The sequence below is a fragment of the Streptomyces yunnanensis genome (assembly GCF_029011865.1).
Lineage (GTDB): Bacteria > Actinomycetota > Actinomycetes > Streptomycetales > Streptomycetaceae > Streptomyces > Streptomyces yunnanensis.
In genome coordinates this window covers 3,282,375-3,305,925 of sequence record NZ_CP095749.1, presented here as the reverse complement: position 1 = coordinate 3,305,925, position 23,551 = coordinate 3,282,375, and the positions used below count along the sequence as shown (strand labels likewise).

The 23,551-nt window shown below is 75.1% G+C and carries 21 protein-coding genes; 12 read left to right on the top strand and 9 right to left on the bottom strand.

Going from position 1 to position 23,551, the window contains the following annotated elements:
• Positions 1 to 192: 192 nt before the first annotated feature.
• From MOV08_RS14265 to glgX, 3 genes are all read right to left on the bottom strand, one after another.
• Positions 193 to 2,112, bottom strand: coding sequence for an ABC transporter ATP-binding protein (locus tag MOV08_RS14265; RefSeq protein ID WP_275307680.1), 1,920 nt, complete (start codon positions 2,110 to 2,112; stop codon positions 193 to 195).
• The gene (locus MOV08_RS14260) at positions 2,109 to 3,974 is read right to left on the bottom strand and encodes an ABC transporter ATP-binding protein (RefSeq protein ID WP_275307679.1); all 1,866 of its coding nucleotides are present in this window, start codon (positions 3,972 to 3,974) and stop codon (positions 2,109 to 2,111) included. The genes MOV08_RS14265 and MOV08_RS14260 overlap by 4 nt, the downstream gene beginning before the upstream one ends.
• A 158-nt stretch (positions 3,975 to 4,132) precedes the next feature.
• Positions 4,133 to 6,397 carry a glycogen debranching protein GlgX gene (gene glgX, locus MOV08_RS14255; protein ID WP_275307678.1) on the bottom strand — a complete coding sequence of 755 codons (2,265 nt, stop codon included), beginning with the start codon at positions 6,395 to 6,397 and terminating at the stop codon, positions 4,133 to 4,135.
• A 314-nt stretch (positions 6,398 to 6,711) separates the two neighbouring features.
• Here glgX and MOV08_RS14250 point away from each other — a divergent pair, with 314 nt between their 5' ends.
• From MOV08_RS14250 to MOV08_RS14220, 7 genes are all read left to right on the top strand, one after another.
• Positions 6,712 to 8,025, top strand: coding sequence for a L,D-transpeptidase (locus tag MOV08_RS14250; protein WP_275307677.1), 1,314 nt, complete (start codon positions 6,712 to 6,714; stop codon positions 8,023 to 8,025).
• A 201-nt stretch (positions 8,026 to 8,226) separates the two neighbouring features.
• Complete coding sequence (locus tag MOV08_RS14245) at positions 8,227 to 9,456, top strand: L,D-transpeptidase (RefSeq protein WP_078875743.1); 1,230 nt, start codon at positions 8,227 to 8,229, stop codon at positions 9,454 to 9,456.
• Between the two features lie 73 nt (positions 9,457 to 9,529).
• A complete protein-coding gene (locus tag MOV08_RS14240; RefSeq protein WP_039632643.1) occupies positions 9,530 to 10,297 on the top strand; it encodes an enoyl-CoA hydratase/isomerase family protein in 768 nt (255 codons plus the stop codon).
• A 275-nt stretch (positions 10,298 to 10,572) separates the two neighbouring features.
• On the top strand, positions 10,573 to 11,112 hold the full coding sequence (locus tag MOV08_RS14235) for an ATP-binding protein (RefSeq protein ID WP_275298592.1): 540 nt from the start codon (positions 10,573 to 10,575) through the stop codon (positions 11,110 to 11,112).
• Between the two features lie 378 nt (positions 11,113 to 11,490).
• A complete protein-coding gene (locus MOV08_RS14230) occupies positions 11,491 to 11,913 on the top strand; it encodes a hypothetical protein (RefSeq protein ID WP_039632642.1) in 423 nt (140 codons plus the stop codon).
• Between the two features lie 64 nt (positions 11,914 to 11,977).
• A complete protein-coding gene (locus MOV08_RS14225; protein WP_275307676.1) occupies positions 11,978 to 12,751 on the top strand; it encodes a DsbA family protein in 774 nt (257 codons plus the stop codon).
• On the top strand, positions 12,748 to 13,626 hold the full coding sequence (locus tag MOV08_RS14220; protein ID WP_275307675.1) for a cytochrome c biogenesis CcdA family protein: 879 nt from the start codon (positions 12,748 to 12,750) through the stop codon (positions 13,624 to 13,626). The genes MOV08_RS14225 and MOV08_RS14220 overlap by 4 nt, the downstream gene beginning before the upstream one ends.
• A gap of 17 nt (positions 13,627 to 13,643) precedes the next feature.
• Here the strand turns inward: MOV08_RS14220 and MOV08_RS14215 are convergent, their stop codons facing one another.
• The 4 genes from MOV08_RS14215 to MOV08_RS14200 form a co-directional block, all read right to left on the bottom strand.
• On the bottom strand, positions 13,644 to 14,012 hold the full coding sequence (locus MOV08_RS14215) for a hypothetical protein (protein WP_039632635.1): 369 nt from the start codon (positions 14,010 to 14,012) through the stop codon (positions 13,644 to 13,646).
• Positions 14,013 to 14,193: 181 nt separating this feature from the next.
• Positions 14,194 to 15,024: an ammonia-dependent NAD(+) synthetase gene (nadE, locus tag MOV08_RS14210; protein WP_039632633.1), complete on the bottom strand. Its 831-nt coding sequence runs from the start codon at positions 15,022 to 15,024 to the stop codon at positions 14,194 to 14,196.
• Between the two features lie 98 nt (positions 15,025 to 15,122).
• Positions 15,123 to 15,677, bottom strand: coding sequence for a glycoside hydrolase family 25 protein (locus MOV08_RS14205; RefSeq protein ID WP_039632631.1), 555 nt, complete (start codon positions 15,675 to 15,677; stop codon positions 15,123 to 15,125).
• Positions 15,678 to 15,890: 213 nt separating this feature from the next.
• A complete protein-coding gene (locus MOV08_RS14200; protein ID WP_275307674.1) occupies positions 15,891 to 17,132 on the bottom strand; it encodes a glycosyltransferase in 1,242 nt (413 codons plus the stop codon).
• Positions 17,133 to 17,380: 248 nt separating this feature from the next.
• On the opposite strand from MOV08_RS14200, the gene MOV08_RS14195 reads away from it, so the two are divergent.
• Positions 17,381 to 18,127, top strand: a complete 747-nt coding sequence (locus MOV08_RS14195) for a response regulator transcription factor (RefSeq protein ID WP_039632627.1) — start codon at positions 17,381 to 17,383, stop codon at positions 18,125 to 18,127.
• A 37-nt stretch (positions 18,128 to 18,164) separates the two neighbouring features.
• Entirely contained in the window at positions 18,165 to 19,628 is a 1,464-nt protein-coding gene (locus tag MOV08_RS14190; protein ID WP_052287446.1) for a sensor histidine kinase, read from the top strand.
• A 95-nt stretch (positions 19,629 to 19,723) separates the two neighbouring features.
• Here MOV08_RS14190 and MOV08_RS14185 read toward each other — a convergent pair whose 3' ends face one another.
• Both MOV08_RS14185 and MOV08_RS14180 read right to left on the bottom strand, forming a co-directional pair.
• On the bottom strand, positions 19,724 to 20,683 hold the full coding sequence (locus MOV08_RS14185) for a M56 family metallopeptidase (protein WP_275307673.1): 960 nt from the start codon (positions 20,681 to 20,683) through the stop codon (positions 19,724 to 19,726).
• Entirely contained in the window at positions 20,680 to 21,117 is a 438-nt protein-coding gene (locus MOV08_RS14180) for a BlaI/MecI/CopY family transcriptional regulator (RefSeq protein ID WP_039632621.1), read from the bottom strand. The genes MOV08_RS14185 and MOV08_RS14180 overlap by 4 nt, the downstream gene beginning before the upstream one ends.
• A gap of 115 nt (positions 21,118 to 21,232) precedes the next feature.
• On the opposite strand from MOV08_RS14180, the gene MOV08_RS14175 reads away from it, so the two are divergent.
• The 3 genes from MOV08_RS14175 (at position 21,233) to MOV08_RS14165 (ending at position 23,487) form a co-directional block, all read left to right on the top strand.
• Entirely contained in the window at positions 21,233 to 21,961 is a 729-nt protein-coding gene (locus MOV08_RS14175) for a DedA family protein (RefSeq protein ID WP_275307672.1), read from the top strand.
• A 105-nt stretch (positions 21,962 to 22,066) separates the two neighbouring features.
• The gene (locus MOV08_RS14170; protein ID WP_275307671.1) at positions 22,067 to 22,726 is read left to right on the top strand and encodes a phosphatase PAP2 family protein; all 660 of its coding nucleotides are present in this window, start codon (positions 22,067 to 22,069) and stop codon (positions 22,724 to 22,726) included.
• Positions 22,723 to 23,487: a phosphatase PAP2 family protein gene (locus tag MOV08_RS14165; protein WP_275307670.1), complete on the top strand. Its 765-nt coding sequence runs from the start codon at positions 22,723 to 22,725 to the stop codon at positions 23,485 to 23,487. The genes MOV08_RS14170 and MOV08_RS14165 overlap by 4 nt, the downstream gene beginning before the upstream one ends.
• The last annotated feature ends 64 nt before the right edge of the window (positions 23,488 to 23,551 follow it).

Sequence of the window (23,551 nt, the reverse complement as noted above, 5' to 3'; positions counted from 1 at the left end):
TGGTGGTACGGGGGCACGGCCGTCCGGAGCGGTGCTGTGGGGGTCCGGGTGGCGGTTGCCGGGAAGAGTGCCACCACTGGTGAGTGGTTGTCAGGTGCCGTTCAACTAATTGGCCGGAAAACGTCCGTTGGGCGAAATCGACGTCCGGAAACCGGACGGTCGGCCGGGTATCGGGCCGGCCCGGGCCGTCGCTCAGGACACGCTCGTCCGCCAGGCCCGGTGCAGCGCCGCATACCGGCCGCCGTCGGCGATCAGCGCGGCCGGGGCGCCGTCCTCGACGATCCGGCCGTCGGACATCACCAGCACCCGGTCCGCGGACTCCACCGTGGACAGCCGGTGCGCGATCACCAGCGCCGTCCGGCCGCGCAGCACCGCGCCCATCGCCCGCTGCACCGCCCGCTCGCCCGGTATGTCCAGCGAGCTGGTCGCCTCGTCCAGGATGAGCACCGCCGGATCGGCCAGCAACGCCCGGGCGAAGCCGACCAGTTGACGCTGGCCTGCGGAGAGCCGGCCGCCGCGCCTGCGGACGTCGGTGTCGTAGCCCTCCGGGAGCGCGACGATGAAGTCGTGCGCCCCGATCGCCCGCGCGGTCCGCTCGATCTGCGCGCGGTCGGCATCCGGATTGCCCAGCGCGATGTTGTCGGCGACCGTGCCGGAGAACAGGAACGCCTCCTGGGTGACCATCACCACCGCGCGGCGCAGCTCCGCGCCGGACAGCTCGCGCAGATCGACCCCGTCCAGCGTCACCCGGCCCTCCGTGGGGTCGTGGAAGCGGGCCAGCAGCCTGGCGAGGGTGGACTTGCCGGCCCCGGTGGCGCCGACCACCGCGACGGTGGTGCCGGCCGCCAGGGCGAGGTCGAACCGCGGCAGCACCTCGCCGCCCGTGCGGTACCCGAAGCGGACGCCGTGGAAGGCCACTTCGCGGCCGGGGCGGTCGGGGGCGGCGGGCGGCAGCGCACGCGGAGCGGTGGGCTCGGCGACCGTCGGCCGCTGGGCCAGCAGCCCGGCGATCTTCTCCAGGGAGGCGGCGGCGGACTCGTAGGCGTTCAGGAACACGCCCATCCGGTCGAGCGGGTCGTACAGCCGGCGCAGGTAGAGGGTCGCGGCGGCCAGCACACCGAGGGCGAGCCCACCGGTGACGACGCGGTAGGCGCCCCACAGCACGATCGCGGCCAGCGCGGCGTTGGCCACCGCGCGGGAGCCGACGACATAGCGCGCCATCTCCAGGATCGCGTCGCCGTTGAGCCGCCGGTGGCGGGAGTTCAGCGCGGCGAAGGCGGCGTCGTTGGCCCGCTCGCGGCGGAACGCCAGCACCGGCCGGATGCCGTTGAGGGTCTCCGCGAACCGCACGATGACCGCCGCGGTGGCGGTGGACTTGGCGAGGTACGCCCGCTGCGAGCGGTGCTGGAAGGAGCGGACCAGGAGCGCCAGCGGCACCGCCGAGAGCAGCGCCGCGGTGCCCAGGCCGACGTCCAGCCAGAACAGCAGGGCGGTGACGTACAGCGCCGCGAGGACGACCGTGACCAGTTCCTGGAGGCCCTCTTCGAGGAGTTCGCGCAGCGCCTCGACATCCGTGGTGGCGCGCGATATCAACCGGCCGGAGGTGTAGCGCTCGTGGAAGTCCAGGCCGAGGGCCTGGGAGTGCCGGAAGATCCGGCCGCGCAGGTCCAGCAGCACGTCCTGGCCGGCCCGGGCGGAGAGCCGGACGAAGGCCCACTGGAGGCCGCCGGCGGCCACCGCGCACAGCACGGCCACCGTCACCAGGACGACCAGCGGGCCGCGCCCGCCCGCCCGCAGGGCCGGCACCACCCGGTCGAGGGCGTAGGCCACCAGCAGCGGGCTGGCCTGCGCGGCGGCCTGCTGGAGCAGCAGCGCGGCGGTGGCGGCGGCCACCCGGCCGCGGTGCGGGGCCAGCAGCGACCCCAGGAGGGCCCGGGAGGCGCCCTTCGGGGTGGGCAGCAGATCCGCCTCGAAGGCGTCCGGCGCGTCGTCAGGCGGGCGCCGCCCGTCCGCGGCGGGCCGCCCGGTGCGGTGGCCGGTGCGGTGGCCGGCGTCGCCGGTGGTGTCGCTGTCCGGGCCGTCGGCCGGCCGGTCGGTCTCCGTGGTCGTCATCGCGCGCCCTCCCCCTCCTGTCGCCCGGTGCCGCCGCGCCCCGGGTCGCCGGACATCAGCGCCGCGTACTCCGCGTTCTCCCGCAGCAGTTGGTGGTGGGTGCCGACGGCGGCTATCCGGCCGCCGGACAGCAGCGCCACCCGGTCGGCCAGCAGCACCGTGGACGGCCGGTGGGCGACCACCAGCGCCGTGGTCGTCGCCAGGACGTCCCGCAGCGCCGCCTCCACCCGGGCCTCGGTGTGCACGTCGAGCGCGGAGAGCGGGTCGTCGAGGATCAGGAACCGCGGCCGGCCGACCACCGCGCGGGCCAGCGCCAACCGCTGCCGCTGCCCGCCCGACAGGCTCATCCCCTGCTCGCCGACCCCGGTGGCGGCGCCCTGCGGCAGGGCGGCCACGAACTCCTCGGCCTGCGCCACCCGCAGCGCCCGCCGCAGAGCCGCCGGGTGGTCCGCCTCCGGGCCGTCCGCCGCGCCCATCAGGACGTTCTCCGCCACCGACGCCGAGAAGAGGGTCGGCTCCTCGAAGGCCACCGCGACCAGCGCCCGCGCCTCCTCGCGGCTGAGCGTGGCCAGATCCCGGCCGCCCAGGGTGATCCGGCCCGCGGTGGGGTCGTACAGCCGCGGCACCAGCGCCGTCAGGGTGGTCTTGCCGCTGCCGGTCGCCCCGACCAGCGCCATCGTCTCCCCGGGCCGGACGTGCAGATCGACGCCCCGCAGGGTCGGTGGGGCGTCGGGGGTGGCGTCCGGATAGCGGAACTCCACCCCCTCGAAGACCAGCCCCCCGCCGCCCCGTTCGCCCTCGGCGGCGGCTGCGTCGTTCGTGCGCCGCCACGGCCCGCCCTCCTCCACCGCCGGCTCGTCCAGCACCTCGAAGTACCGGTCGGCGGCCGTCGCCGCCGCGCTGCTCATCGCCAGCAGGAAGCCGATCGAGTCCACCGGCCAGCGCAGTGCCAGCGCCATCGACAGGAAGGCGACGAGGGTGCCGGCGGACAGCTGCCCGTCGGCCACCTGGACCGTGCCGAGCACCAGCGCGGCGCCGAACGCCACCTCCGGAAGCAGGGTGTTGACGCCCCATATGGCGGCCAGCAGCCGGGCCTTGCGCAGCTCGGTGGTGCGCACCGCACGGGCCAGCTCGCGGAACGCGCGGGCCTGGCTGCGGTGCCGCCCGAAGCCCTTGATGATCCGGATGCCGAGCACCGACTCCTCGACGACCGTGGTCAGATCGCCGACCTGGTCCAGGGCCCGGCGCGCGACCCGCCCGTACTTGGCCTGGAAGACCGAGCACACCGCCATCAGCGGCAGCACCGGCGCCAGCAGCACCAGCCCCAGCAACCACTGCTGGGCCAGCAGCAGCACCCCGCCCACCGCGATCGTCACGCCGTTGACCAGCAGGAACAGCAGCGGGAAGACCAGGAACAGACGTAACAGCTGGAGGTCCGTGGTGGCCCGGGAGAGCAGCTGCCCCGACGTCCAGCGATCGTGGAAGGCCACCGGGAGCCGCTGCACATGGCGGTAGAGGGCGTCGCGCATCGCCGCCTCCACCGCCGCCGTCGGCCGCGCCACCAGCCACCGCCGCAGCCCGAACAGCAGCGCCTCGGCGACCCCGAGCAGCAGCAGATACCCGCCGCCCAGCCACACCCCGCCGGCGTCCCGGTGCGCCACCGGCCCGTCCACCAGCCACTTGAGCACCAGCGGAACGACCACCGAGAGGCAGGACGCGACCACCGCCACGCACGCGGCGGTGCACAGCCGGGCCCGCACCGGCCGCACGAACGGCCACAGGCGTAACAGCGAGCGCACCGCGGAGCGCCGCACCGCTCCGGTCCGCTCGTCACCGGACGTCGAACGCGTGGTCGTGGTCATCACCCGCGAGAGTACGGCGCACCACCGACAGTGCTCATGCGGTTTTGGCGCGAGCGTCCGGAACGGATCGGAACGGGGCGCGACGGGCCGGTAATCCCCGTTACCGACAAGAAAGATGATGGTGCATCAGATTCTGGGGATCGGCCGGACCGCGGGCGTCACCCCGGCACCGCACGGAACAGCAGCACCGTCCGCCCCGGCACCGTGAGCCCGGCGCCCGCCGCGAACGTCCCCGATTCCGGGCGGCGTTCGGCCGTCCCGTCCGGAGGCGGCTCGACCGACGTGTCCACCAGGAGCGCGTACGACCCGGCCCAGGGGAGGCCGGGCAGGACCACCGACCGGGGCTCGGCGCCGGCGTGCAGGACGGCGAGGAAGCTGTCGTCGGTGACCCGGACGCCGCGGGCGTCGCGCTGCGGGATGTCGTTGCCGGAGAGGTACATGGCCAGGGTGGCACCGGGGGCGTACCAGTCCGCCTCGGTCATCTCGGTGCCGTCCGCGCCGAACCACGCCAGATCGCGCAGGCCGCCGCGGCGCTGCGGGCGGCCGGAGAAGAACGCCCGGCGGCGCAGCACGGGGTGGGCGCGGCGCAGCGCGATCAGGCGGGCGGTGAGGGCGGCCAGGCCGCGCCAGTGGGGGTCCTCCAGCAGCGACCAGTCGAGCCAGCCGGTGGGGTTGTCCTGGCAGTAGGCGTTGTTGTTGCCGTGCTGGGTGCGGCCCATCTCGTCGCCGGCGACCAGCATCGGCACCCCGGTGGACAGCAGCAGGGTGGTCAGCAGGTTGCGGAGCTGGCGGCGGCGCAGCGCGAGGACGTCCGGGGCGTCGGTCTCGCCCTCGGCGCCGCAGTTCCAGGCCCGGTTGTCGTGGGTGCCGTCGCGGTTGTCCTCGCCGTTGGCCTCGTTGTGCTTGTGCTCGTAGCTGACCAGGTCGCGCAGGGTGAAACCGTCGTGCGCGGTGATGAAGTTGACCGAGGCGTACGGGCGCCGGCCGCCCCAGGCGTAGAGGTCGCTCGACCCGGAGAGCCGGTAGCCCAGGTCGCGGACGTCGTGCGTGGCGCCGCGCCAGAAGTCCCGGACGGTGTCCCGGTAGCGGTCGTTCCACTCCGTCCACAGGGGTGGGAAGGCGCCGACCTGATAGCCGCCGGAACCGACGTCCCACGGCTCGGCGATGAGCTTGACCCGGCGCAGCACGGGGTCCTGGGCGATCACCGCCAGGAACGGGGAGAGCATGTCCACGTCGTGCATCGAGCGGGCCAGCGCCGCCGCCAGGTCGAAGCGGAAGCCGTCCACCCCCATCTCGGTGACCCAGTAGCGCAGCGAATCGGTGATCAGGCGCAGCACGTGCGGCTGGACGACGTGCAGGGTGTTGCCGCACCCGGTGTAGTCGGCGTAGCGGCGGCGGTCCCCCTGGAGGCGGTAGTAGCCGCGGTTGTCGATGCCGCGGAGGGAGAGCGTCGGCCCCCTCTCGCCGGCCTCGGCGGTGTGGTTGTAGACGACGTCCAGGATCACCTCGATGCCGGCGTCGTGCAGCGCCCGGACCATCCGCTTGAACTCGCCGACCTGCTGGCCGCGGGTCCCGGTGGCGGCGTAGCCGGCGTGCGGCGCGAAGTAGCCGAGGGAGTTGTAGCCCCAGTAGTTGCGCAGCCCCCGGCGCACCAGGTGGTCCTCGTGCGCGAACTGGTGGACCGGCAGCAGCTCGACGGCGGTCACCCCGAGCCGGGTCAGGTGCGCCAGCGCGGCCGGGTGGGCCAGCCCGGCGTAGGTGCCGCGCAGCCGCTCCGGGATGCCCGGGTGGCGCATGGTGAAGCCCCGGACGTGCAGCTCGTAGAGGACGGAATCCGGCCAGGGCGTCTTGGGCCGCCGGTCGTCCCGCCACTCGTCCTCGCCGTCGCCCTCCTCGCCGACCACCACCCCCTTGGGGACGTACGGCGCCGAGTCGCGGTCGTCCCGCACGGTGTCGGCTATGTGCTGCTCGGGCCAGTCCCGGACGTGCCCGTAGAGCTGGGCGGGCAGCGCCGGTCCGGTGGGGCCGGCCTCGATACGGGCGCCGAAGTCGCCGTCCACGGCGCGGGCGTACGGGTCGAGCAGCAGCTTCGCCGGGTTCCAACGGGCACCGGTCCAGGGGTCCCAGCGGCCGTGCACCCGGTAGCCGTAGCGCTGTCCGGGGCGGACGCCGGGCAGGAAGCCGTGCCAGATCTCGTGGGTCAGTTCGGTGAGGGGGCAGCGGGTCTCCTGGTCCTCGTCGTCGAAGAGGCACAGTTCGACGGCCTCGGCACCGCCCGCCCACAGGGCGAAGTTGGTGCCCGCCACGCCGTCCGGCCCGGTGCGGCAGCGGGCCCCCAGGGGCGTCGGGCTGCCGGGGCGGACATCCGCGGGCGGGGCGAGCGGTTCGTCCGCCACCGCCTCCTGCTCGGGTGCGCTGGACACGTGCCGGCCTCCTGCGGCTCGGGGCTGGCGACGGCGTCCCGGGCCCGGAGGTGTCCCGGCCGGGCGCGGGGCCGCCGCCCGCGGTGCGGTGCACGATGGTGCACCGTTGTTCTGCCCGCAACCGGGCGTTGCCGCACGCTTCCCGCTGCCGTGGGCTTCCCGCCCCCGGCTCCCGGGCCGTTTCGGGCGGGGACCCGCCCCGGCCCGCGCGTCCCGCGCCACCGGCTCGCCCCGGCCCGCGAACCGGAGCGTCCATGACATTCCTCTTCGCGGCATACCGACCAACTTGCGAATCATCCGTCACAATCCGGCATATGACCGGCCATCAGTATCACCGACCAGGGGGCGACACCGGCGGCCGCAGCGCGGACCGCGCACCGGCGGGCGCCCCGGCGGCCCGCCGCGCGCCCTGTAGGACGGCGACGCCCCGGCCGTCCCGTCTGCGCCGCGCCGCCCGCGCCCTGCTGATCGCGCTCACCGGCGCGGCGACCCTGACCGGCTGCGCCGACCGGGACCTCTTCCTCGGCGGCGCCCCGCCCGCCCCCGAGGAGGCGATCCGGATCCTCCCCGGCGACGGCGCCCGCGGCGTACGGGCCAACGGCCGGCTGGAGGTCCGGGTTCCGGAGGGCCGCCTGGAGCGGGTGGAGGTCAACCGCGCCGGCGGCAACGGCCGGCAGCCGGTCGCCGGCCGGATCTCCCGGGACGGCACGATCTGGCGGCCGGTGACCGACTCCCTCGAACTCGCCTCCCGGTACACCGTCGACGCGGTCGCGGTGGACGGCGCCGGCCGCCGCACCACCCGGCACACCACCTTCAACACCTTCGCGCCCCCGCACCGCCTCATCGGCTTCTACTCGCCGGAGAGCGGCGCCACGGTCGGCACCGGCCTGATCTTCTCGCTGGTCTTCAACCGCCCGGTCCTCGACCGCGCGGCCGTCGAGCGCGCGGTCACCGTCAGCGCCCGACCCGCCGTCGAGGTCGCCCCCCACTGGTTCGGCCACCGGAGGCTGGACTTCCGGCCCCGGGAGCGCTGGCGGCCGGGCACCCGCCTCACCGTCCAGCTGCGGCTGCGCGAGGTGCGGACCGGACCGGGTGCCTACGGGATCCAGCACAAGACCCTCCACTACCAGGTGGGCCGCGACCAGGTCAGCACCGTCGACGCCGCCCGGCACACGCTGACCGTCCGCCGCGACGGCAAGGTGGTGGCCACCCTGCCGGTCACCGCGGGCAACGCCGACAACCCCACCTACAACGGGACGATGGTGATCCTGGAGCGCCACGCGGTGACCCGGATGGACGGCGACACCGTCGGCTTCGGCGCCGAGTACGACATCCCGGACGTGCCGCACGCCATGCGGCTGACCCGGTCCGGGACCTTCCTGCACGGCAACTACTGGGCCCGGCGGGAGGTCTTCGGCGGGCTCAACACCAGCCACGGCTGCGTCGGACTGCGGGACGTCCGGGGCGGCGGCCCGGACACCCCGGCCGGCTGGCTCTACCGGAACTCGATCGTCGGCGACACCGTGGAGGTCCGCAACTCCCCGGACCGCACGGTCGCCCCCGACAACGGCCTGGGCGGCTGGAACATGCCCTGGGCCGCCTGGCGGGCGGGCAGCGCGCTGCACTGAACGGACCCCCGCCGGCGCGCCCGCGGAACACCCCCGGGCGCTCGTACGCATGCCCGCGCACCCACCCGTCACTCGGGACTAAACGGTGACCTCCAGGGGGAGTTCACTGTCGGTGCGGTGTGGTTATGTAGCGGCACGCATCCGGTCGACGGCGCTCGGGAGCGGGGGACCGGGGGCCGTGCGAGGGGGAAGGGGCCAGTCGTGAACGTCCAGCCGATGGCGGGGGAGCCGGTGCGTCGGAGGCGGGCGCGCCGCGCGGGCGCACCGCTCGCGCTGCTGCTCGCTCCGCTGCTGCTGTCGGTCTCCGCCTGCGGGGGCGACGAGGGGGCCGCGTCGCCCGGGCGGACCGGGGCGGACACCGCCGCCTCGCAGGCCGCCGTGGTGATAGCGCCCCAGGACGGCGCGCGGGAGGTGGCCACCAGCGGCGCCCTGAAGGTGACCGTCCGGAAGGGGACCCTGCGGTCCGTCAAGGTCACCGACGCCAAGGGCAATGCGGTCGACGGGAAGATATCCGGCGACGGCGCCCTGTGGCGGCCCGACAGCCACCTCGGCTCCTCGACGCGGTACACCGTCGACGCGGTGGCGGTGGACGCCCGGGGCCGACAGGCCGCCGAACACGCCACGTTCACCACGCTCGTCCCGAAGAACACCTTCATCGGCCAGTACAGCCCGGAGAACGGCCAGCGGGTGGGCGTCGGGATGCCGGTCTCGATCCGCTTCAGCCGCGGCATCACCCGCCCCCGGGCCGTCGAGAAGGCCATCACGGTCACCGCGCGGCCCGCGGTCCCGATCGCCGGCCACTGGTTCGGCAACGACCGCCTCGACTTCCGCCCCCGTGCGTACTGGGCACCGGGCACCAAGGTCACCCTCCGGCTCGACCTCGACGGCGTCGAGGGCCGCCCGGGCGTCTACGGCACCCAGGCCAAGGAGGTCTCGTTCACCATCGGCCGCAGCCAGGTGAGCACCGTGGACGCCCGGACCAAGCAGATGACCGTGGTCCGCGACGGGAAGACGCTGCGGACCGTGCCGATCACCGCGGGCGCCCCGGGCACCGAGACCTACAACGGCCAGATGGTGATCAGCGAGAAGCACCCGGTGACGCGGATGAACGGGGAGACCGTCGGCTACGGCGGCGAGTACGACATCAAGGACGTCCCGCACGCCATGCGGTTGAGCACCTCCGGCACCTTCATCCACGGCAACTACTGGTCGGGCCGGGACGCGTTCGGCACCCGCAACGCCAGCCACGGCTGCGTCGGCCTCTACGACCAGCGCGGCGGCGGCGACTCCGGCACCCCGGCGGCCTGGTTCTACCGCAACTCGCTCATCGGCGACGTCGTCATCGTCAAGAACTCCCACGACCGCACCATCCAGCCCGACAACGGCTTCGGCGACTGGAACCTCTCCTGGGAGCAGTGGCGGGCGTCATAGGGGCCCGCGGTCCGGGCGGAAGGACGGTCGGGGTGGGGCGGCGCGCCGCGTTAACGCGTACTAACCTGCCCGCATGACTGTGCATCTTGAGGTCGCCGACGGCGTCGGCACCATCCGCCTGGACCGCCCGCCGATGAACGCCCTGGACGTCGCCACCCAGGACCGGCTCCGCGAACTGGCCGAGGAGGCCGGCCGCCGCGACGACGTCCGCGCCGTCGTCCTGTGGGGCGGCGAGAAGGTGTTCGCGGCCGGCGCGGACATCAAGGAAATGCAGGCCATGGACCACGCCGCCATGGTCGTCCGGTCCAAGGCCCTGCAGGACTCCTTCACCGCGGTGGCCCGGCTCCCCAAGCCGGTGGTCGCCGCGGTCACCGGCTACGCCCTCGGCGGCGGCTGCGAACTGGCGCTCTGCGCCGACTTCCGGATCGCCGCGGAGAACGCCAAGCTGGGCCAGCCGGAGATCCTGCTCGGCCTGATCCCGGGCGCCGGCGGCACCCAGCGGCTGGCCCGGCTGGTCGGCCCGTCCAAGGCCAAGGACCTGATCTTCACCGGCCGCCACGTCAAGGCCGACGAGGCGCTGGCCATCGGCCTGGTGGACCGCGTGGTCCCCGCCGACGAGGTCTACGCGCAGGCGCACGCCTGGGCGGCGCGACTGGCGTCCGGGCCGGCGCTGGCGCTGCGGGCCGCCAAGGAATCCGTCGACGCCGGTCTGGAAACCGACATCGACACCGGGTTGACGATCGAACGCAACTGGTTCGCGGGGCTGTTCGCGACCGAGGACCGGGAGATCGGGATGCGCAGCTTCGTCGAGGAAGGGCCCGGCAAGGCCAAGTTCCTCTGAGGTTCTTGGTGTTGACGGGGCGTATGGGGTTTGGCCGGTACCGCATGCCTCGTGTGGGCGAATTGCGGAAAACTCCGTTGCGCCTTAATGGGGCCTTATCGGCGACCCTCATCGCCCCGTCGTCCATGGGGAGTTACCGCAGGCCAGCGCGGTAGCGCCGCCTTCCTGCTGCCGTTGGCATATGTCCAGGGAGAGGCGTGGAGGCCCTGATTCCGGACAATGGATTCCGAAGGTTCCGCCCCCCAACGCGGCGCCGAACGGCCATCATGGAGGGCATGGCGGGCCTCGATGGAATGGAGCAGCCGCGGCCGCGGAGCGGTCCGGCCGCGCGCTGGGGGACCCCCGGCGCGGACGGGGAAGCACCCCCGGCTCCCACGGAACCGGTGCCTGCCGCCGCCGTGCCGGCCGGACTCGACCTGGTCGGCGACCCGACCCTGGGTGAGGTCAGGCTGCCCTCCCGCCCGCAGTCCGCGCGCACCGCGCGCCGGCTCACCGCCGCCATCCTCCTCAAGCAGTGGTCCCTCTCGCCGCAGCTCGCCGAGCACTCCGTGCTGCTGGTCTCGGAGTTGGTCGGCAACGCCGTGCGGCACACCGGCGCCCGGACGTTCGGGCTGCGGATACTGCGCCGCCGTGGCTGGATCCGGGTGGAGGTGCGCGATCCCTCGCGCGGCCTGCCGTGCCTGATGCCGGTCCAGCCGATGGACGTCAGCGGCCGGGGGCTCTTCCTCGTCGACAAGCTCTCGGACCGCTGGGGCGTGGACCTGCTGCCGCGCGGCAAGACGACCTGGTTCGAGGTCCGGGTCACCGACCGCTGACCGCGTCCGCGCCCGCCGCCTCGCGCACCGGCCCCGAGGACGGGACTGGGGCCCTCCCGCGGGATGCCGCGGGGTGAGCCCCAGTGCCCGGCCGTCCGCGGGCGGAAGGGGAGGCCCGCGCGACCGGCGGCGACCACTCCCCGCCGTCGGCCGGGAGTGCCTCCCACGCCGCAGGGCGGGGGGAGGGTCGCCGCGGACGACTATGGCAGGCCGGCCCGCCGTCGACCAAAGGCCGCAAAGCGGAAATGAGTGGATATACCGCCATTGGCGGAGGGGTGCTCGGGAGGTGAGCTCTGCCACCGCGGTCGCCCCGGCGCCGGCAATCCGTAGGATGGGATGTTCCGAACGACACGGACCGACGGCGACAGGGGAGGGACCATGCACCGGCTGCGCCGCTCGGCGACGCTGACCCTGCTGCTCCTCCTCGCGGTCACCTTCGGCCCGCTGCTCTGCCGGATCGGCGGCGACCAGGCATGGCTCGCCGGCCGTGCGGCGGCCGTGGCCGAGTTCTGGCGGGGCGCTCCCGCGGAGCCGGCCGCCACGTTCGCCGCGCACCCTGCCGCCACCGCCCCCATCGCGGTGGCCGACACCGCCAAGAACTGCTCCGGCCGCCATGCGCCGAGCCCCGGCGAGGCCGCCCCGCTGCCCGCCCCGCACCGCGCCGAGCCGCTCGCCCCGGACGTCACCGCCCCCGGGCCGCTCGCCGCCGACCTGCCGCACTGTTTCGCCCTGGCCCGCCCGCCCACCGGCGCCGCGCCCACCCCGGACCACACCGCGCTCCTGCCCGTACTGCGGATATAGGCCGCCCGGCCACCACCCCGGCTGCCCCGTGTCCCACATCCCTCCGTACGTCAGGAGCTTTCGCATGCCCGCTTCCGCTTCCCCTGCCCGCAAATTCGCCGCCGTCGGCGCGGTCCTCGCGCTCGTGGTGGCGGTGATCGCCATCGCCGTCGCGGTCGGCAAGGCCGTCGAGAACGACCGGGACACCCCGGCCGCCTCCCCCGGCGTCGCCTCCACCGCACCCCAGGAGAACGCCGACCAGCAGAAGCTGTACGACGAGCTGGCCACCCGCACCAGCCGCCGCACCGCCGGCGACCCGCTCGCCGTCGGCAAGCCGGACGCCCCGGTCGTCCTCGTCGAGTACGCCGACTACCAGTGCTCGTTCTGCGGTCGCTTCACCCGTGAGACCCAGCCGGCGCTGGTCAAGAAGTTCGTCGACGCCGGCACCCTGCGCATCGAGTTCCGCAACTTCCCCGTCTTCGGCGCCGACTCCGAGCGCGCCGCCCGGGCGTCCTGGGCGGCCGGCCGGCAGGGGAAGTTCTGGCAGCTGCACGACGAGCTCTACGCCAAGACCCGCAAGGGCGACGCGCTCGCCGAGGACAAGCTGGTCGAGATGGCCCGCACCGCCGGCGTGCCGGACCTGGAGAAGTTCCGCACCGACCTCAACGGCCCGGACTCCGCGGCGGCCCTGAAGAAGGACCAGGACGAGGGCTACCAGCTCGGCGTGCAGTCCACCCCGTCCTTCCTGGTCAACGGCCGCCCGATCGCCGGCGCGCAGGAGACCGCGGTCTTCGAGCAGGCCATCGAGCAGGCCGCCGCGGCAGCCGGCAAGCACGGCGGCGCGGGGGCCGGGAAGTGACCGCCGACATCGGATACCTCGCCGCGTTCCTGGGCGGCGCGCTGGCGCTGATCAGCCCGTGCAGCGCCCTGCTGCTCCCGGCGTTCTTCGCCTACTCGCTGGCCAGCCCCGGCCGGCTGCTGGCCCGCACCGGGGTCTTCTACCTCGGGCTGGCCACGACGCTGGTGCCGCTGGGCGCCGCCAGCACGGCCGCCAGCCGCCTCTTCAACGGCCACCGCGACCTGCTGATCGCGATCGGCGGCTGGGTCGTGATCGCGCTCGGCCTGGCGCAGATCCTCGGCCTGGGCTTCGCCTCCCGGCGCGCCCAGGCCGCCGCCGCCAGGATCACCCCGCGCACCGCGCTCTCCACGTTCCTGCTCGGCTGCGTCTACGGCCTGGCCGGCTTCTGCGCCGGGCCGATCCTCGGCGCGGTGCTGACCGTGACCGCGGTCAGCGGTTCCCCGGTCTACGGCGCCTCGATGCTCGCCGTCTACGCGCTGGGCATGGCGCTGCCGCTGTTCCTGCTGGCCCTGCTGTGGGACCGCTTCCGGCTCGGCACCCGCGGCTGGCTGCGCGGTCGCGAACTCGCCCTCGGCCGGCTGCGGCTGCACACCACGTCGCTGGTCTCCGGCCTCTTCTTCATCGCCATCGGCGTGCTCTTCCTGCGCTTCAACGGCACCAGTGCGCTGCCCGGGATCCTGGACGCGGACACCGAGGCCCGGCTGGAGGAGTGGGCGGCCCGCCTGGGCAACGGCGTCCCCAACGCGCTGCTGCTCGCGGTGGTCGCGCTGGTCGTCGCCGCGGTGCTGGGCCGGATCGCGCTGCGGCCGGCCCGGAAGCGGGACACCGCGGAGGAACGCCCGGGCGCCGGGCCCGAGGGCTCGGACACGGCCTAGGACCGGGCCGAGTGGGCCTACGCGCTCAGCCGGCGGTGCCAGTCCGGGTGCGGCCGGGGGCGCGGGCGGGCGTACGGGCGGACGTGCGGATGGTGCGCGTCCGCCCGGCGCCGGCGGTCGTTGCACAGCAGGCATTTGCCGTAGCCCGGCGGAAGCGGGTCTTCCGGGTCGCCGTGCAGGGGGTCCACCGCACCGTTGGGGTGCAGGGCACAGCCCGTCGGGCCGGTGGTCCGGTCGCCCAGCGAGCTGGCGGCGGTCAGCGCCTGGCGGAGGACGTCGACGAGCTGGTCGGCGTCCCGCCGGGTCGGCGCGGCGCGGAGCGCGGAGGCGAGGTCGGAGGCAGTGGTCAGCGCGGTCTGGAGTTCGTGCAGGCGGGCGTCTCCCATGTCGTGGAGAGTAGGCGGCCCCACTGACAGTTGATCTTCCGATCGCACTTCGTGGCTTCCCATGGCGGCATGCATGCCCGCGCAGGCCCACGTTTTAGCACCGGTCCGGTGACCGCTCCCTGGCCGGAGCATGACCAATGCGTGCCGGGGCGCGCCCGCGGACGGCCGCGCCCCGCCCGTCTCAGGGCGCGATCGGAAGCGCCCGCTTGTGGGCGGTGAGGCGGTAGCGCCGGGCGATCGCCTCGAAGGCGGCCTCCTCGACGGGCCGGCCCTCCAGGAAGTCGTCGATCTGGTCGTAGCTGACGCCGAGCGCGTCCTCGTCGGGCTTGCCCGGGTCGAGGGTCTCCAGGTCGGCCGTCGGGACCTTGTGGACCAGCTCGGCCGGGGCGCCCAGCGCCTGCGCCACGGCGCGCACCCGGCGCTTGGTCAGCCCGGTCAGCGGGACCACGTCGGCCGCGCCGTCGCCGAACTTGGTGAAGAAGCCGGAGACCGCCTCGGCGGCGTGGTCGGTGCCCACGACCAGGCCGTGCTCGGCGCCGGCCACCGCGTACTGGGCGATCATGCGCTGGCGGGCCTTGATGTTGCCGTGGACGAAGTCCTGGTGGCGGGCGTCCCGGAAGGTCACGCCGCCGGCCACGGCAGCGGCCAGCGCCGCGTCGCTGGCCGGGCGGACGTCGACGGTCAGCAGGCGGTCGGCGCGCAGGAACTCCACCGCCCGCTGTGCGTCCTTCTCGTCCGCCTGCTCGCCGTAGGGCAGCCGCATCGCGTAGAAGGTCGCCTCGTGGCCCTCGGCGCGGGCCCGCTCCACGGCGAGCTGGCAGAGCCGGCCCGCGGTCGTCGAGTCGACCCCGCCGCTGATGCCCAGCACCAGGGAGCGCAGACCCGTCGACGTCAGCTGCGCTGTGAGGAAGGACACCCGGCGCTCGATCTCGTGCGCGGCGTCGAATTCCGCGGGCACCTGGAGTTCGCGGGCTATCTCCTGCTGCAGGGCCTTGGCCGCCGGGTCCGTCACGGGTGCTCCTTTTGCGTTTCGTCACGCACTGTTCGCCCGCCGCGCGATCGTGTCACGCGGAGTGTCCGCCAGGCGTGTCCGGATACTGCCGGAGAATTTTATGCGGGATGCGCCCACTTCTTGAGCTCGGCCTTGCTGTCGAATGCCGCGACGTTCTTGTCCAGCGGCGAATCGGTGTACTGGTGGAGCCGCCATTTCGCCTTGATCCGCGGATGCCCGGCGGTGACGTAGTCGGCGATCCACAGTCCGTCCGCGGCATACGACGTGGTGTCGCGGTTCAGCCAGAAATCGCGGTTGCAGTAGAGCAGCACGCGGTGGGTGGGCCGCAGTTTCTTGATCTCCAGGAGGAACTGGTCCTTCTGGGCGTTGCTGGCGTAGGTGCCGGAGCCGGTGGTCTCCCAGTCGGCGGCCAGGAGGTCGCCCTGGACCGACGCGCATTGCTCCACGAAATAGCGGGCCTGGGCGGCGATGTTCCCCGGCCACAGGAAGTGGTAGAAGCCGACCACCGCACCCGCCTCCCGGGCCCGCGCCGCCTGTGCCGACTGGTGCGGGTTCACATAGGAACGGCCCTCGGTGGCCTTGATGAGAACGAAGTCCAGTCCCTTGGCCGAATATCCGGTGTTGTAGGAGCTGACATCTACGCCGTGCAGCATGAGCGGCCTCCTGCCCGTCGGACTTGCGGAATGCGAAGCGTCATCTGCTCGAAGCGGCTGCCGCCCCCTCAGCAGTTCAGCATGTTCACGATCGGAGACGCCAGATCGCCGCGCCGAAGTTCCCTATGGAACAGGCGAGTTGAGTAACGCGCGACGCGCATGGGGCGGGTGGTGCGGGTGGGGCTGTGGCCGTCGGCCCGCCCGCTGGCCGTTTCAGGCCCGCCCGGCCCGCCGGGGCAGCGTCCGCGCCCGGGACCGGGCCAGGCCCAGCGCCCTGCGCACGGACCGGGAACGGCGGGTGGCCCGCAGCTCCTCGACGAGCACCCGGTAGCGCTCGGCGAGCGGCTCAGGGCCGTGCCGGCGGGCGCTCTCCCGCGCGGCGGTGCCCATCGCCCGACGGTGCTCCGGGTCCCCGGCCAGGTCCAGCAGCGCCCCGGCCAGCGCCCGCCCGTCGTCGCACGGCACCAGCAGTCCGCCCCCGCCGCCCTGGATCAGCTCGGTGGGGCCCGGCGGCCGGCCGGTGCCGACGACCGGGACGCCGCGCCGCATCGCCTCGACCAGGGCCGGACCGGACGCCTCGGTGTCCGAGGCGGAGGCGGCGATCGAGGCCCCGGCGAACTCCGCCCCGTCTGGCGTCCGCGGCCCGGCCAACTCGGCCCGGCCGGCCAGCCCCAGCCCGTCGATCAGGTTCCGCAGCCGGGCGCGTTCCGGGCCCTCGCCGTGGATCCGCAGCCGCCATTCGGGGTCCTTGGCGCAGACCGCGGAGAACGCCGCCAGCAGGAGGTCGAAGCGCTCGCCGGGGACCAGCCGGCCGGCCGCCACGATGATCCGCGTACCGCCGTCCGCGTCCACGTCCACGCCGGTGTCGGCGTTGGCGTCCGGCGCGGGGACGACGGCCGGCACCGCCAGCACCCGCACCCCGGGCAGCGGCAGCTCCGCCCGCCAACGGGCCGCCTCCGCCTCGGTGGTGGCCACCAGCGCGTCCAACGCCCGGTAGGGGTCGGCGAGTTCGGCCCGCAGCAGGCCGCTGTGCGTGTCGTACCGCAGCGGCTCCTGGGCGATCCGCAGGGCCCGCCGGGGGCCGAAGCGGGCCAGGTAGACATTGACGCCGCTGCGGGTCCCGACGACCACGTCCGCGTCGCAGCCGCGCAGGAACTCCGCGGCCCGCAGATCGGTCAGCCGGCTGTACTGGTGGTGGTGCCGGTCGGCGATCGGGACGTCCACCGCCGGCTCGCCGAACAGCGGGTGCGCCATGTCGTCGCTGCCCACCCGGGTGTCCACCAGCGGCACCAGCCGCACCCGGGGGTCCACCGCGCACCGCGGGACCTCCCGGTGCCGCAGCATCGAGACCAGCTCCACGTCGTGGTGATCGGCGAGCGCGGCGGCGAGCGCGAGCGTGCCGCGCAGGGTGGCGCCGACGGCATACGCGTTGTGCAGCAGGAGCGTGATCTTCATGCGCCGTCTTCCGGTGGTGCGCTGTTTCCGGGGGTCGCGCCCAGGGGCCGTACCCGGGGCGCCGGGCCGTGCGGGTGACCGGCCGGGCCGGTCCCGCGGCCGGTCCCCGCGGGTGGCCCGTCCGGCACCGGCCACCGTGGCGGGACCGGGTAAGCCCCGGGCGTGCCCCGGGTGAGAGAGCGGTAAGAAACCGCCCGGCGGCCCGACCACCCGTCGGTCCTCACAGGGGCCCTTGGCAGACTTGCCGGGTGACCCACTCCGTGCTGCTCGCCGAGGACGACCGCCCCATCCGCACCGCGCTGGAACGCGCCCTGACCCTGGAGGGGTACCGGGTCACCGCCGTCGCCGACGGCATCCAGGCGCTGGCCGCCGCCCACCGCGAGCGGCCGGACGTGATCCTGCTCGACGTGATGATGCCGGGGATCGACGGCCTCCAGGTCTGCCAGGTGCTGCGCGCCGAACAGGACCGCACCCCGGTCCTGATGCTGACCGCCCGGGTCGAGACCGCCGACCGGATCGCCGGCCTGGACGCCGGGGCCGACGACTACGTCGTCAAGCCCTTCGAGGTCGAGGAGGTCTTCGCCCGGATCCGGGCGCTGCTGCGGCGCACCGCGGAGCCACCGGCGCGGGCCGGCGCCGACGGCACCGGGCCGGGCGAGCCCGGCGAGGGATACGACGCCCGGGCGGCGGAGAGCGGCGTGGTCGAGGCGGCCGACCTGCGGATCGACGGCCCCTCCCGGCGCGCCTGGCGGGGCGCGCGCGAGCTGGAGCTGACCCGCACCGAGTTCGAGCTGCTGGAGCTGCTGGTCCGCAACGCCGGCATCGTCCTGGACCACTCGACGATCTACGACCGGATATGGGGCTACGACTTCGGCCCCGGCTCCAAGAACCTCGCGGTCTACGTCGGCTATCTGCGGCGGAAGGTCGACGTGCCGGGCAGCCGGCCGCTGATCCACACGGTGCGCGGCGTCGGTTACGTCCTCCGGGAGGACTGACGTGCCCGGGCGCCGTGGCCTGCTCGCCCGGCTGCCGATGGCCCGGTGGGCCGCCCGGTGGCTGCCGGCCCGGCTGTGCGCCCGTACACCGGCCAGTCTGCGCACCTCCTTCGCGCTGGCCTTCGCCGCCGGCGCCGCCGGGGTGACCGTCCTGGTCGGCTTCCTCAGCTACGACTCGGCCGCCCGGCTGGTGCGGCTGGACGAGAAGTCGGTCTTCACCGAGGTCGTCCGGGACCTGCGGGCCCAGGTGCGGGAGCGTCCGTACTCCCCGGCCGACTACACCGCCGTCCCCGACCCCGGTGGGCCGCGCGACGAACTGGCCGGCGCCACCCGCACCGACGTCCAGGTCCTGGCCGCCGGCGGGCGGATCGTCGGGGCCGGGCACCCCGCGCTGCCGGCCGGGGACCGCGAACGGCGGGTGGCCGCCCGGCGGGACGCCGGAGGCCACGAGGAGCGGGTGGTCGTCCTCGGCGACGCGGAGTACCACATGGCCACCGTGGCGCTCGGCGGCGGGCGCGGTGCCGTCCAGGTCGCGCGGAAGCTCAGCGGCACCGAGGACCTGCTCTCCGCGCTCCAGCAGCGCACCGTGCTGCTGGCCGCCGCGGTGATCGCGCTGGCCGGCGCCGTCGGCTGGTGGCTGGCGCGCCGGATCACCGGGCGGTTGGTCCGGTTGACCACGGCCGCCGAGAGCGTCGCCGGGCACGGCCGGGTGGACGTCGTGGTGCCGGTCGCCGGCCGGGACGAGGTGGCCCGGCTCGGCCGGGCCTTCGACGACATGCTGGGCCGGCTGACCACCGCGGTGCGCGACCAGCAGCGGCTCGTCCAGGACGCCGGGCACGAGCTGCGCACCCCGCTGACCTCGCTGCGCACCAACATCTCGCTGCTCAAGCGCTTCGAGGAGCTGCCGCCGGACGCCCGCGAGGAACTGCTCGCCGACCTGGCCGGCGAGGCCCGCGAACTGACCGACCTGGTCAACGAACTGGTCGCGCTGGCGGCCGGGCAGCGCGACGACGACCCGCCGTCGGACGTCCAGCTGGCCGAGGTCGCCGGCCGCGCGGCGGCCGCGGCCCGCCGCCGCACCGGCCGCGAGATCATCGTGCGGGCCGTCCGCCCGGCGGTCGTCGAGGGCCGTCCGGCCGCCCTGCAGCGGGCGGTCGGCAACCTCCTGGAGAACGCCGCGAAGTTCGACGCCGACGGCACCGCGCCCATCGAGGTCGTGGTCACCGGCGCCCGCGTCGAGGTCCTCGACCGCGGCCCGGGCATCGCCGACTGCGACCTCACCCGGGTCTTCGACCGCTTCTACCGCGCCCCGGCCGCCCGCGGGCTGCCCGGCTCCGGGCTGGGCCTGGCCATCGTGCGGGAGATCGCGGTGGCGCACGGCGGCCGGGCCTTCGCCGCCGCCCGCCCCGGCGGCGGTGCCCGGCTGGGCTTCACGGTGGGCGACGACGACCCGGACCGGCCGCCGCAGGGAACGGCCGAGGACGCCGGCGGGGCGGTATGACAGTCGCCGCTCCCGCTGCCGGGGCCCGGCAGCGGGAGCGGCGACGGGGCAGCGACGGGGCAGCGACGACCGGCGCCCGAGGGGCGCGGCCCGGCCTAACGGCCCGGCTGCTCCCCCTGGGCCGTCTCCACGGTCTGGTGAAGGTCGGCCGCGGCGTCCACCGCGCCCGCCGCGGAGAAGGCGACGCAGGCCAGCAGGGTGGCGGCTATCAGCCGGCGGCCACCCGGCAGGGACCGGCCGCGCGGGCGGTCCGCCGCGCGGTCGGAGCCCAGCAGGGCGGCGACCCGGCGGGGGACCGGGCCGGTCGTGGCGGCCGGCGCGGCGCTCGGGCGGGGCGCCGCGGCGTGCGTGCGGGCGGCCAGCGCCGCGCGGCCGATGGCCCGGGCGGTGACCTGCCGGTCGCCCACCCGGGCGGCGGCGGACTCGTCGGCCCAGCGCTCCAGCGCGTACGCCAGCGGGGACCGCAGCTCGCGCAGCAGCGGGTGGCAGACCGCGGCCAGCTCGGCGGCCAGCAGGAAGAGGTGGTGGCGGCCCGCGAGGTGGGCGCGCTCGTGGGCGAACAGGGCCTCCCGCTCGGCGGGCGGCAGCGCCCGCAGCATCCCCGCGGTGACCACCACCCGGCCCGGCCGGCCCGGGAGGGCGTAGGCGTCGGGCGCCGCCTCCGGCAGGACGCACAGGTCGCCGGCGAGGCCGTGGGCGTCGGCGGCGCGCCGGGCGGCGCGCAGCTCGGCGCGGTGCCGCAGGGCGCGGCGGGCGACCGCGAACGCGCAGCAGGCCAGCAGCGCCCCGGCGACCGGGGCGGCCGGGACGGTCACCACCGCGTCGCCGCCCGGCAGCGCCCGCTCCAGGTGGCCGAAGGCGGCGACCGGCGGCAGCCGCAGCGCCCCGGCGGCCGTGAGCAGCCCCAGGGCCGCGGCCGTGCAGGCGGCCAGCGCGGCGGCGCAGCCCGCCAGCAGCCAGGCCGCGGCGCGCGGCGGCAGCGACTCGGCGAGCCGGCGGGCGGTCGGCACCGCCAGCAGCGGCATCACCAACGGGAGCCAGACGGCGAAGATCATGGCGTGGTCCCGGACCCGGGGTGCCGGCCGTCGACCGTGCCCGCCGCCCCCTGGGTGCCCGCCGGGTCCGCCTCGTCCAGCAGCGAGCGGAGCAGCTGCTCGTCCTCGCTGGTCAGCTCCGAGACGAAGCGGGCGAGCGCGGTGGTGCGGTCGTCCTGTTTGTCCAGCTCGCTGCGCATCCGTCGGGCGGTCAGGCCGGCGGAGTCGTGTATCGGCGAGTAGGCGAAGCCGCGGCCGGCCCGGGAGCGGGACACCGCGCCTTTGTCGTGCAGCCGGCTGAGGATGGTGGTGACGGTTGTCCGGGCGAGCCGGCCGCCCAGTTCGCCCTGCACCTCGGCAGGGGTCAGCGGTCCGTCGGCCGCCCACAGGGCCGCCAGCACGCTCGCCTCCAGCTCGCCGGCGGGGCGACGAGCCGCGGGTGATGTCTCCGACATGGAACGCCCTCCACCATTCCTTCGTCTACAGTTCTGTAGACCGTCTACTGGGCTGTAGACGGTCGGGTCGGCCCGCTGGGCGGACCCGGAACCCATTATGGGAGGGGCCACCGACATGGCCGTAGCGTCCGCGGCACTGCACGTCAGCAGCACCGTCACCCAGGCGGTCAACGTCCTCGACGCCGGCTCGCTGCTCGCCGCCTTCGGCGCGCTCGGCGTCGCCGTCGTCCTGTTCGCCGAGACCGGCCTCCTGGTCGGCTTCTTCCTGCCCGGCGACTCCCTGCTGTTCACCGCCGGCCTGCTGTGCGCGCCCGGCGTCGGCGGCGCCGTCCACCTCTCGCTGCCCCAGGTCCTGCCGGCCGCGGTCGTCGGCACCCTCATCGGCTCCCAGACCGGCTACTGGATCGGCCGGCGCGGAGGTCGCGCGCTGCTCGCCCGGGGCCGCTCCCGCAAGCTCCAGGAGGGCGCCGCCCGCGCCGAGGAGTACCTGGCGCGCTACGGCCACGCCAAGGCGATCGTGCTGGCCCGCTTCGTGCCCGTCGTCCGCACCGTGCTCAACCCGCTCGCCGGAGCGCTGAACGTGCCCGTCCGCACCTTCACCCTCTGGCAGGCCACCGGTGGCCTGATCTGGACCCTCGGTCTCACCCTCGCCGGTTACGCCCTGGGCGCCTCGGTGCCCAACGTCGACCGGTACCTGCTCCCGGTGGTCGGCCTGGTGATCCTGGTCTCGCTGGCCCCGATCGCCCTGGAAGTGCTCCGTTCCCGCAAGCGGGGCGGGTCCGGCGGGCCGGAATCGGCGCCCACCGATGGGACGGATCACGCCACCGCGCCACCGGCACCCTGAACGACCCGGCACACTTGCTGGTGCACACGGGCGGCCGGCGCACCACCACGGCCGCCCGGCACCAGCCCATGCACCACGCACCGATCCGCCAAGGAGAAAAGCCCAGTGACCGACCTCGCCTTCGGCGGAGCCTCGATCGACGGCGGCCTGTACACCTCTGTGACCGGCTTCGCCCAGCAGATGCCGAGCTTCCTCAATTCCCTGGTCTCCTACTGGACCGACCTCGGACTGGGGGTGTTCGCGCTGCTGATGCTGGCCGGCTGGTGGCGCGCCCGACAGCGGCTCGGCGGCAGCACCCGCCGCCGCCTGACCCCGGGGGAGGGGCGGCACACGGCCCCCGTGACGATGGCGATGGCGCTGGCCGTCCCGGTCATCGTGGTCCTGGCCTACGTGGCCAACGACGTGGTCAAGAGCTTCTTCCACGAGCAGCGCCCCTGCCAGACCCTCCACCATGTCGTCACCGTCGAGCCGTGCCCCGGGCTCGGCGACTGGTCCTTCCCCAGCAACCACTCGGCCATCGCGGCCTCCGCGGCCATCGCCCTGCTCCTGCTGGACCGTCGGCTCGGCGCCATCGCCGTCCCGGCCGCGCTCCTGATGGGCGCCTCCCGGGTCTGGGTCGGCGCCCACTACCCGCACGACGTCGTGGTCGGCCTGGTCGTCGGCACCCTGGTCGCCGCGGTCCTCATGCCGCTCGCCCGCCGCGCCGCACCGCTCGTCGAACGCCTTCGGGAGACCCCGCTGCGCCCGCTGGTCGCCGCGCGGTGACGCCCTCGGGGGCGCCGTCGGCACCGGTCCCCGGTCCTCGACGCGACGGCGCGCGCCCGGCCCCCGGCCGCGGCCCGCGCCTCGGTGCGCCCCCGAGCCGCCTGATCGCCACGGCGGCCCTGTGCGCCGCCCTCTTCGCCGCCGCGGCCGTCACCGTGGCCGTGCGGCACGGCGCCCCGCTCGCCCCCGAACGAGCCGCCCTCCACTGGTCCACCGCCCACCGCGGGGAGCCGCCGCGCTCCCTGGCCGGCGCCCTGACCACCACCGGCACCGGCGTCGTCCCCTATCTGATGGCGCTCCTCGCCGGCCTCCTGGCCGGCCGCGGCACCCCCGGCCGGATCCGCGCGGCGGCCTGCGCGGTGCTCGTCCTCGCCGCCGGTCAGGCCGTCCGCTACGGCCTGATGGCCCTGCTCGCCCGGCCCCGCCCGCCGCTCGCCGACTGGGCCGCCCAGGCTTCCGGCCACTCCTTCCCCTCCGGCCACGCCACCACCTCCGCCCTGGCCGCCGGCCTCCTGGCCTGGGGCGTCCTGCACCGCACCCGCCCCGGCACCGGCCGCCCCTGGTGCGCCCTGCTCGCCCTGTGGGCCGTCGGCGTCGGCCTCACCCGCGTCTACCTGGGCGTCCACTGGGCCGGCGACGTCCTGGCCGGCTGGCTGCTGGCCGCCGCCCTGCTCTCGCTCGCCCTGCTCCTCGACCCCCTGGCCGTCCCCCGTCCGCGTCCACCGGCCACCGTGGGACCTCCCCCCAGCGCTTGGCCATGATTCGCTGACGAACGCCCCAGGTCTTCGCCAAGGCCGCATGGACCCCCACCGCGGCGAGCACCAC

Bases quoted from the DNA above. Each gene is read 5' to 3' on its own strand.
- MOV08_RS14265 (WP_275307680.1), bottom strand. From the start codon at position 2,112: ATGACGACCACGGAGACCGACCGGCCGGCCGACGGCCCGGACAGCGAC.
- MOV08_RS14260 (WP_275307679.1), bottom strand. From the start codon at position 3,974: ATGACCACGACCACGCGTTCGACGTCCGGTGACGAGCGGACCGGAGCG.
- MOV08_RS14250 (WP_275307677.1), top strand. From the start codon at position 6,712: ATGACCGGCCATCAGTATCACCGACCAGGGGGCGACACCGGCGGCCGC.
- MOV08_RS14240 (WP_039632643.1), top strand. From the start codon at position 9,530: ATGACTGTGCATCTTGAGGTCGCCGACGGCGTCGGCACCATCCGCCTG.
- MOV08_RS14235 (WP_275298592.1), top strand. From the start codon at position 10,573: ATGGCGGGCCTCGATGGAATGGAGCAGCCGCGGCCGCGGAGCGGTCCG.
- MOV08_RS14230 (WP_039632642.1), top strand. From the start codon at position 11,491: ATGCACCGGCTGCGCCGCTCGGCGACGCTGACCCTGCTGCTCCTCCTC.
- MOV08_RS14225 (WP_275307676.1), top strand. From the start codon at position 11,978: ATGCCCGCTTCCGCTTCCCCTGCCCGCAAATTCGCCGCCGTCGGCGCG.
- MOV08_RS14215 (WP_039632635.1), bottom strand. From the start codon at position 14,012: ATGGGAGACGCCCGCCTGCACGAACTCCAGACCGCGCTGACCACTGCC.
- MOV08_RS14205 (WP_039632631.1), bottom strand. From the start codon at position 15,677: ATGCTGCACGGCGTAGATGTCAGCTCCTACAACACCGGATATTCGGCC.
- MOV08_RS14200 (WP_275307674.1), bottom strand. From the start codon at position 17,132: ATGAAGATCACGCTCCTGCTGCACAACGCGTATGCCGTCGGCGCCACC.
- MOV08_RS14190 (WP_052287446.1), top strand. From the start codon at position 18,165: ATGGCCCGGTGGGCCGCCCGGTGGCTGCCGGCCCGGCTGTGCGCCCGT.
- MOV08_RS14185 (WP_275307673.1), bottom strand. From the start codon at position 20,683: ATGATCTTCGCCGTCTGGCTCCCGTTGGTGATGCCGCTGCTGGCGGTG.
- MOV08_RS14180 (WP_039632621.1), bottom strand. From the start codon at position 21,117: ATGTCGGAGACATCACCCGCGGCTCGTCGCCCCGCCGGCGAGCTGGAG.
- MOV08_RS14175 (WP_275307672.1), top strand. From the start codon at position 21,233: ATGGCCGTAGCGTCCGCGGCACTGCACGTCAGCAGCACCGTCACCCAG.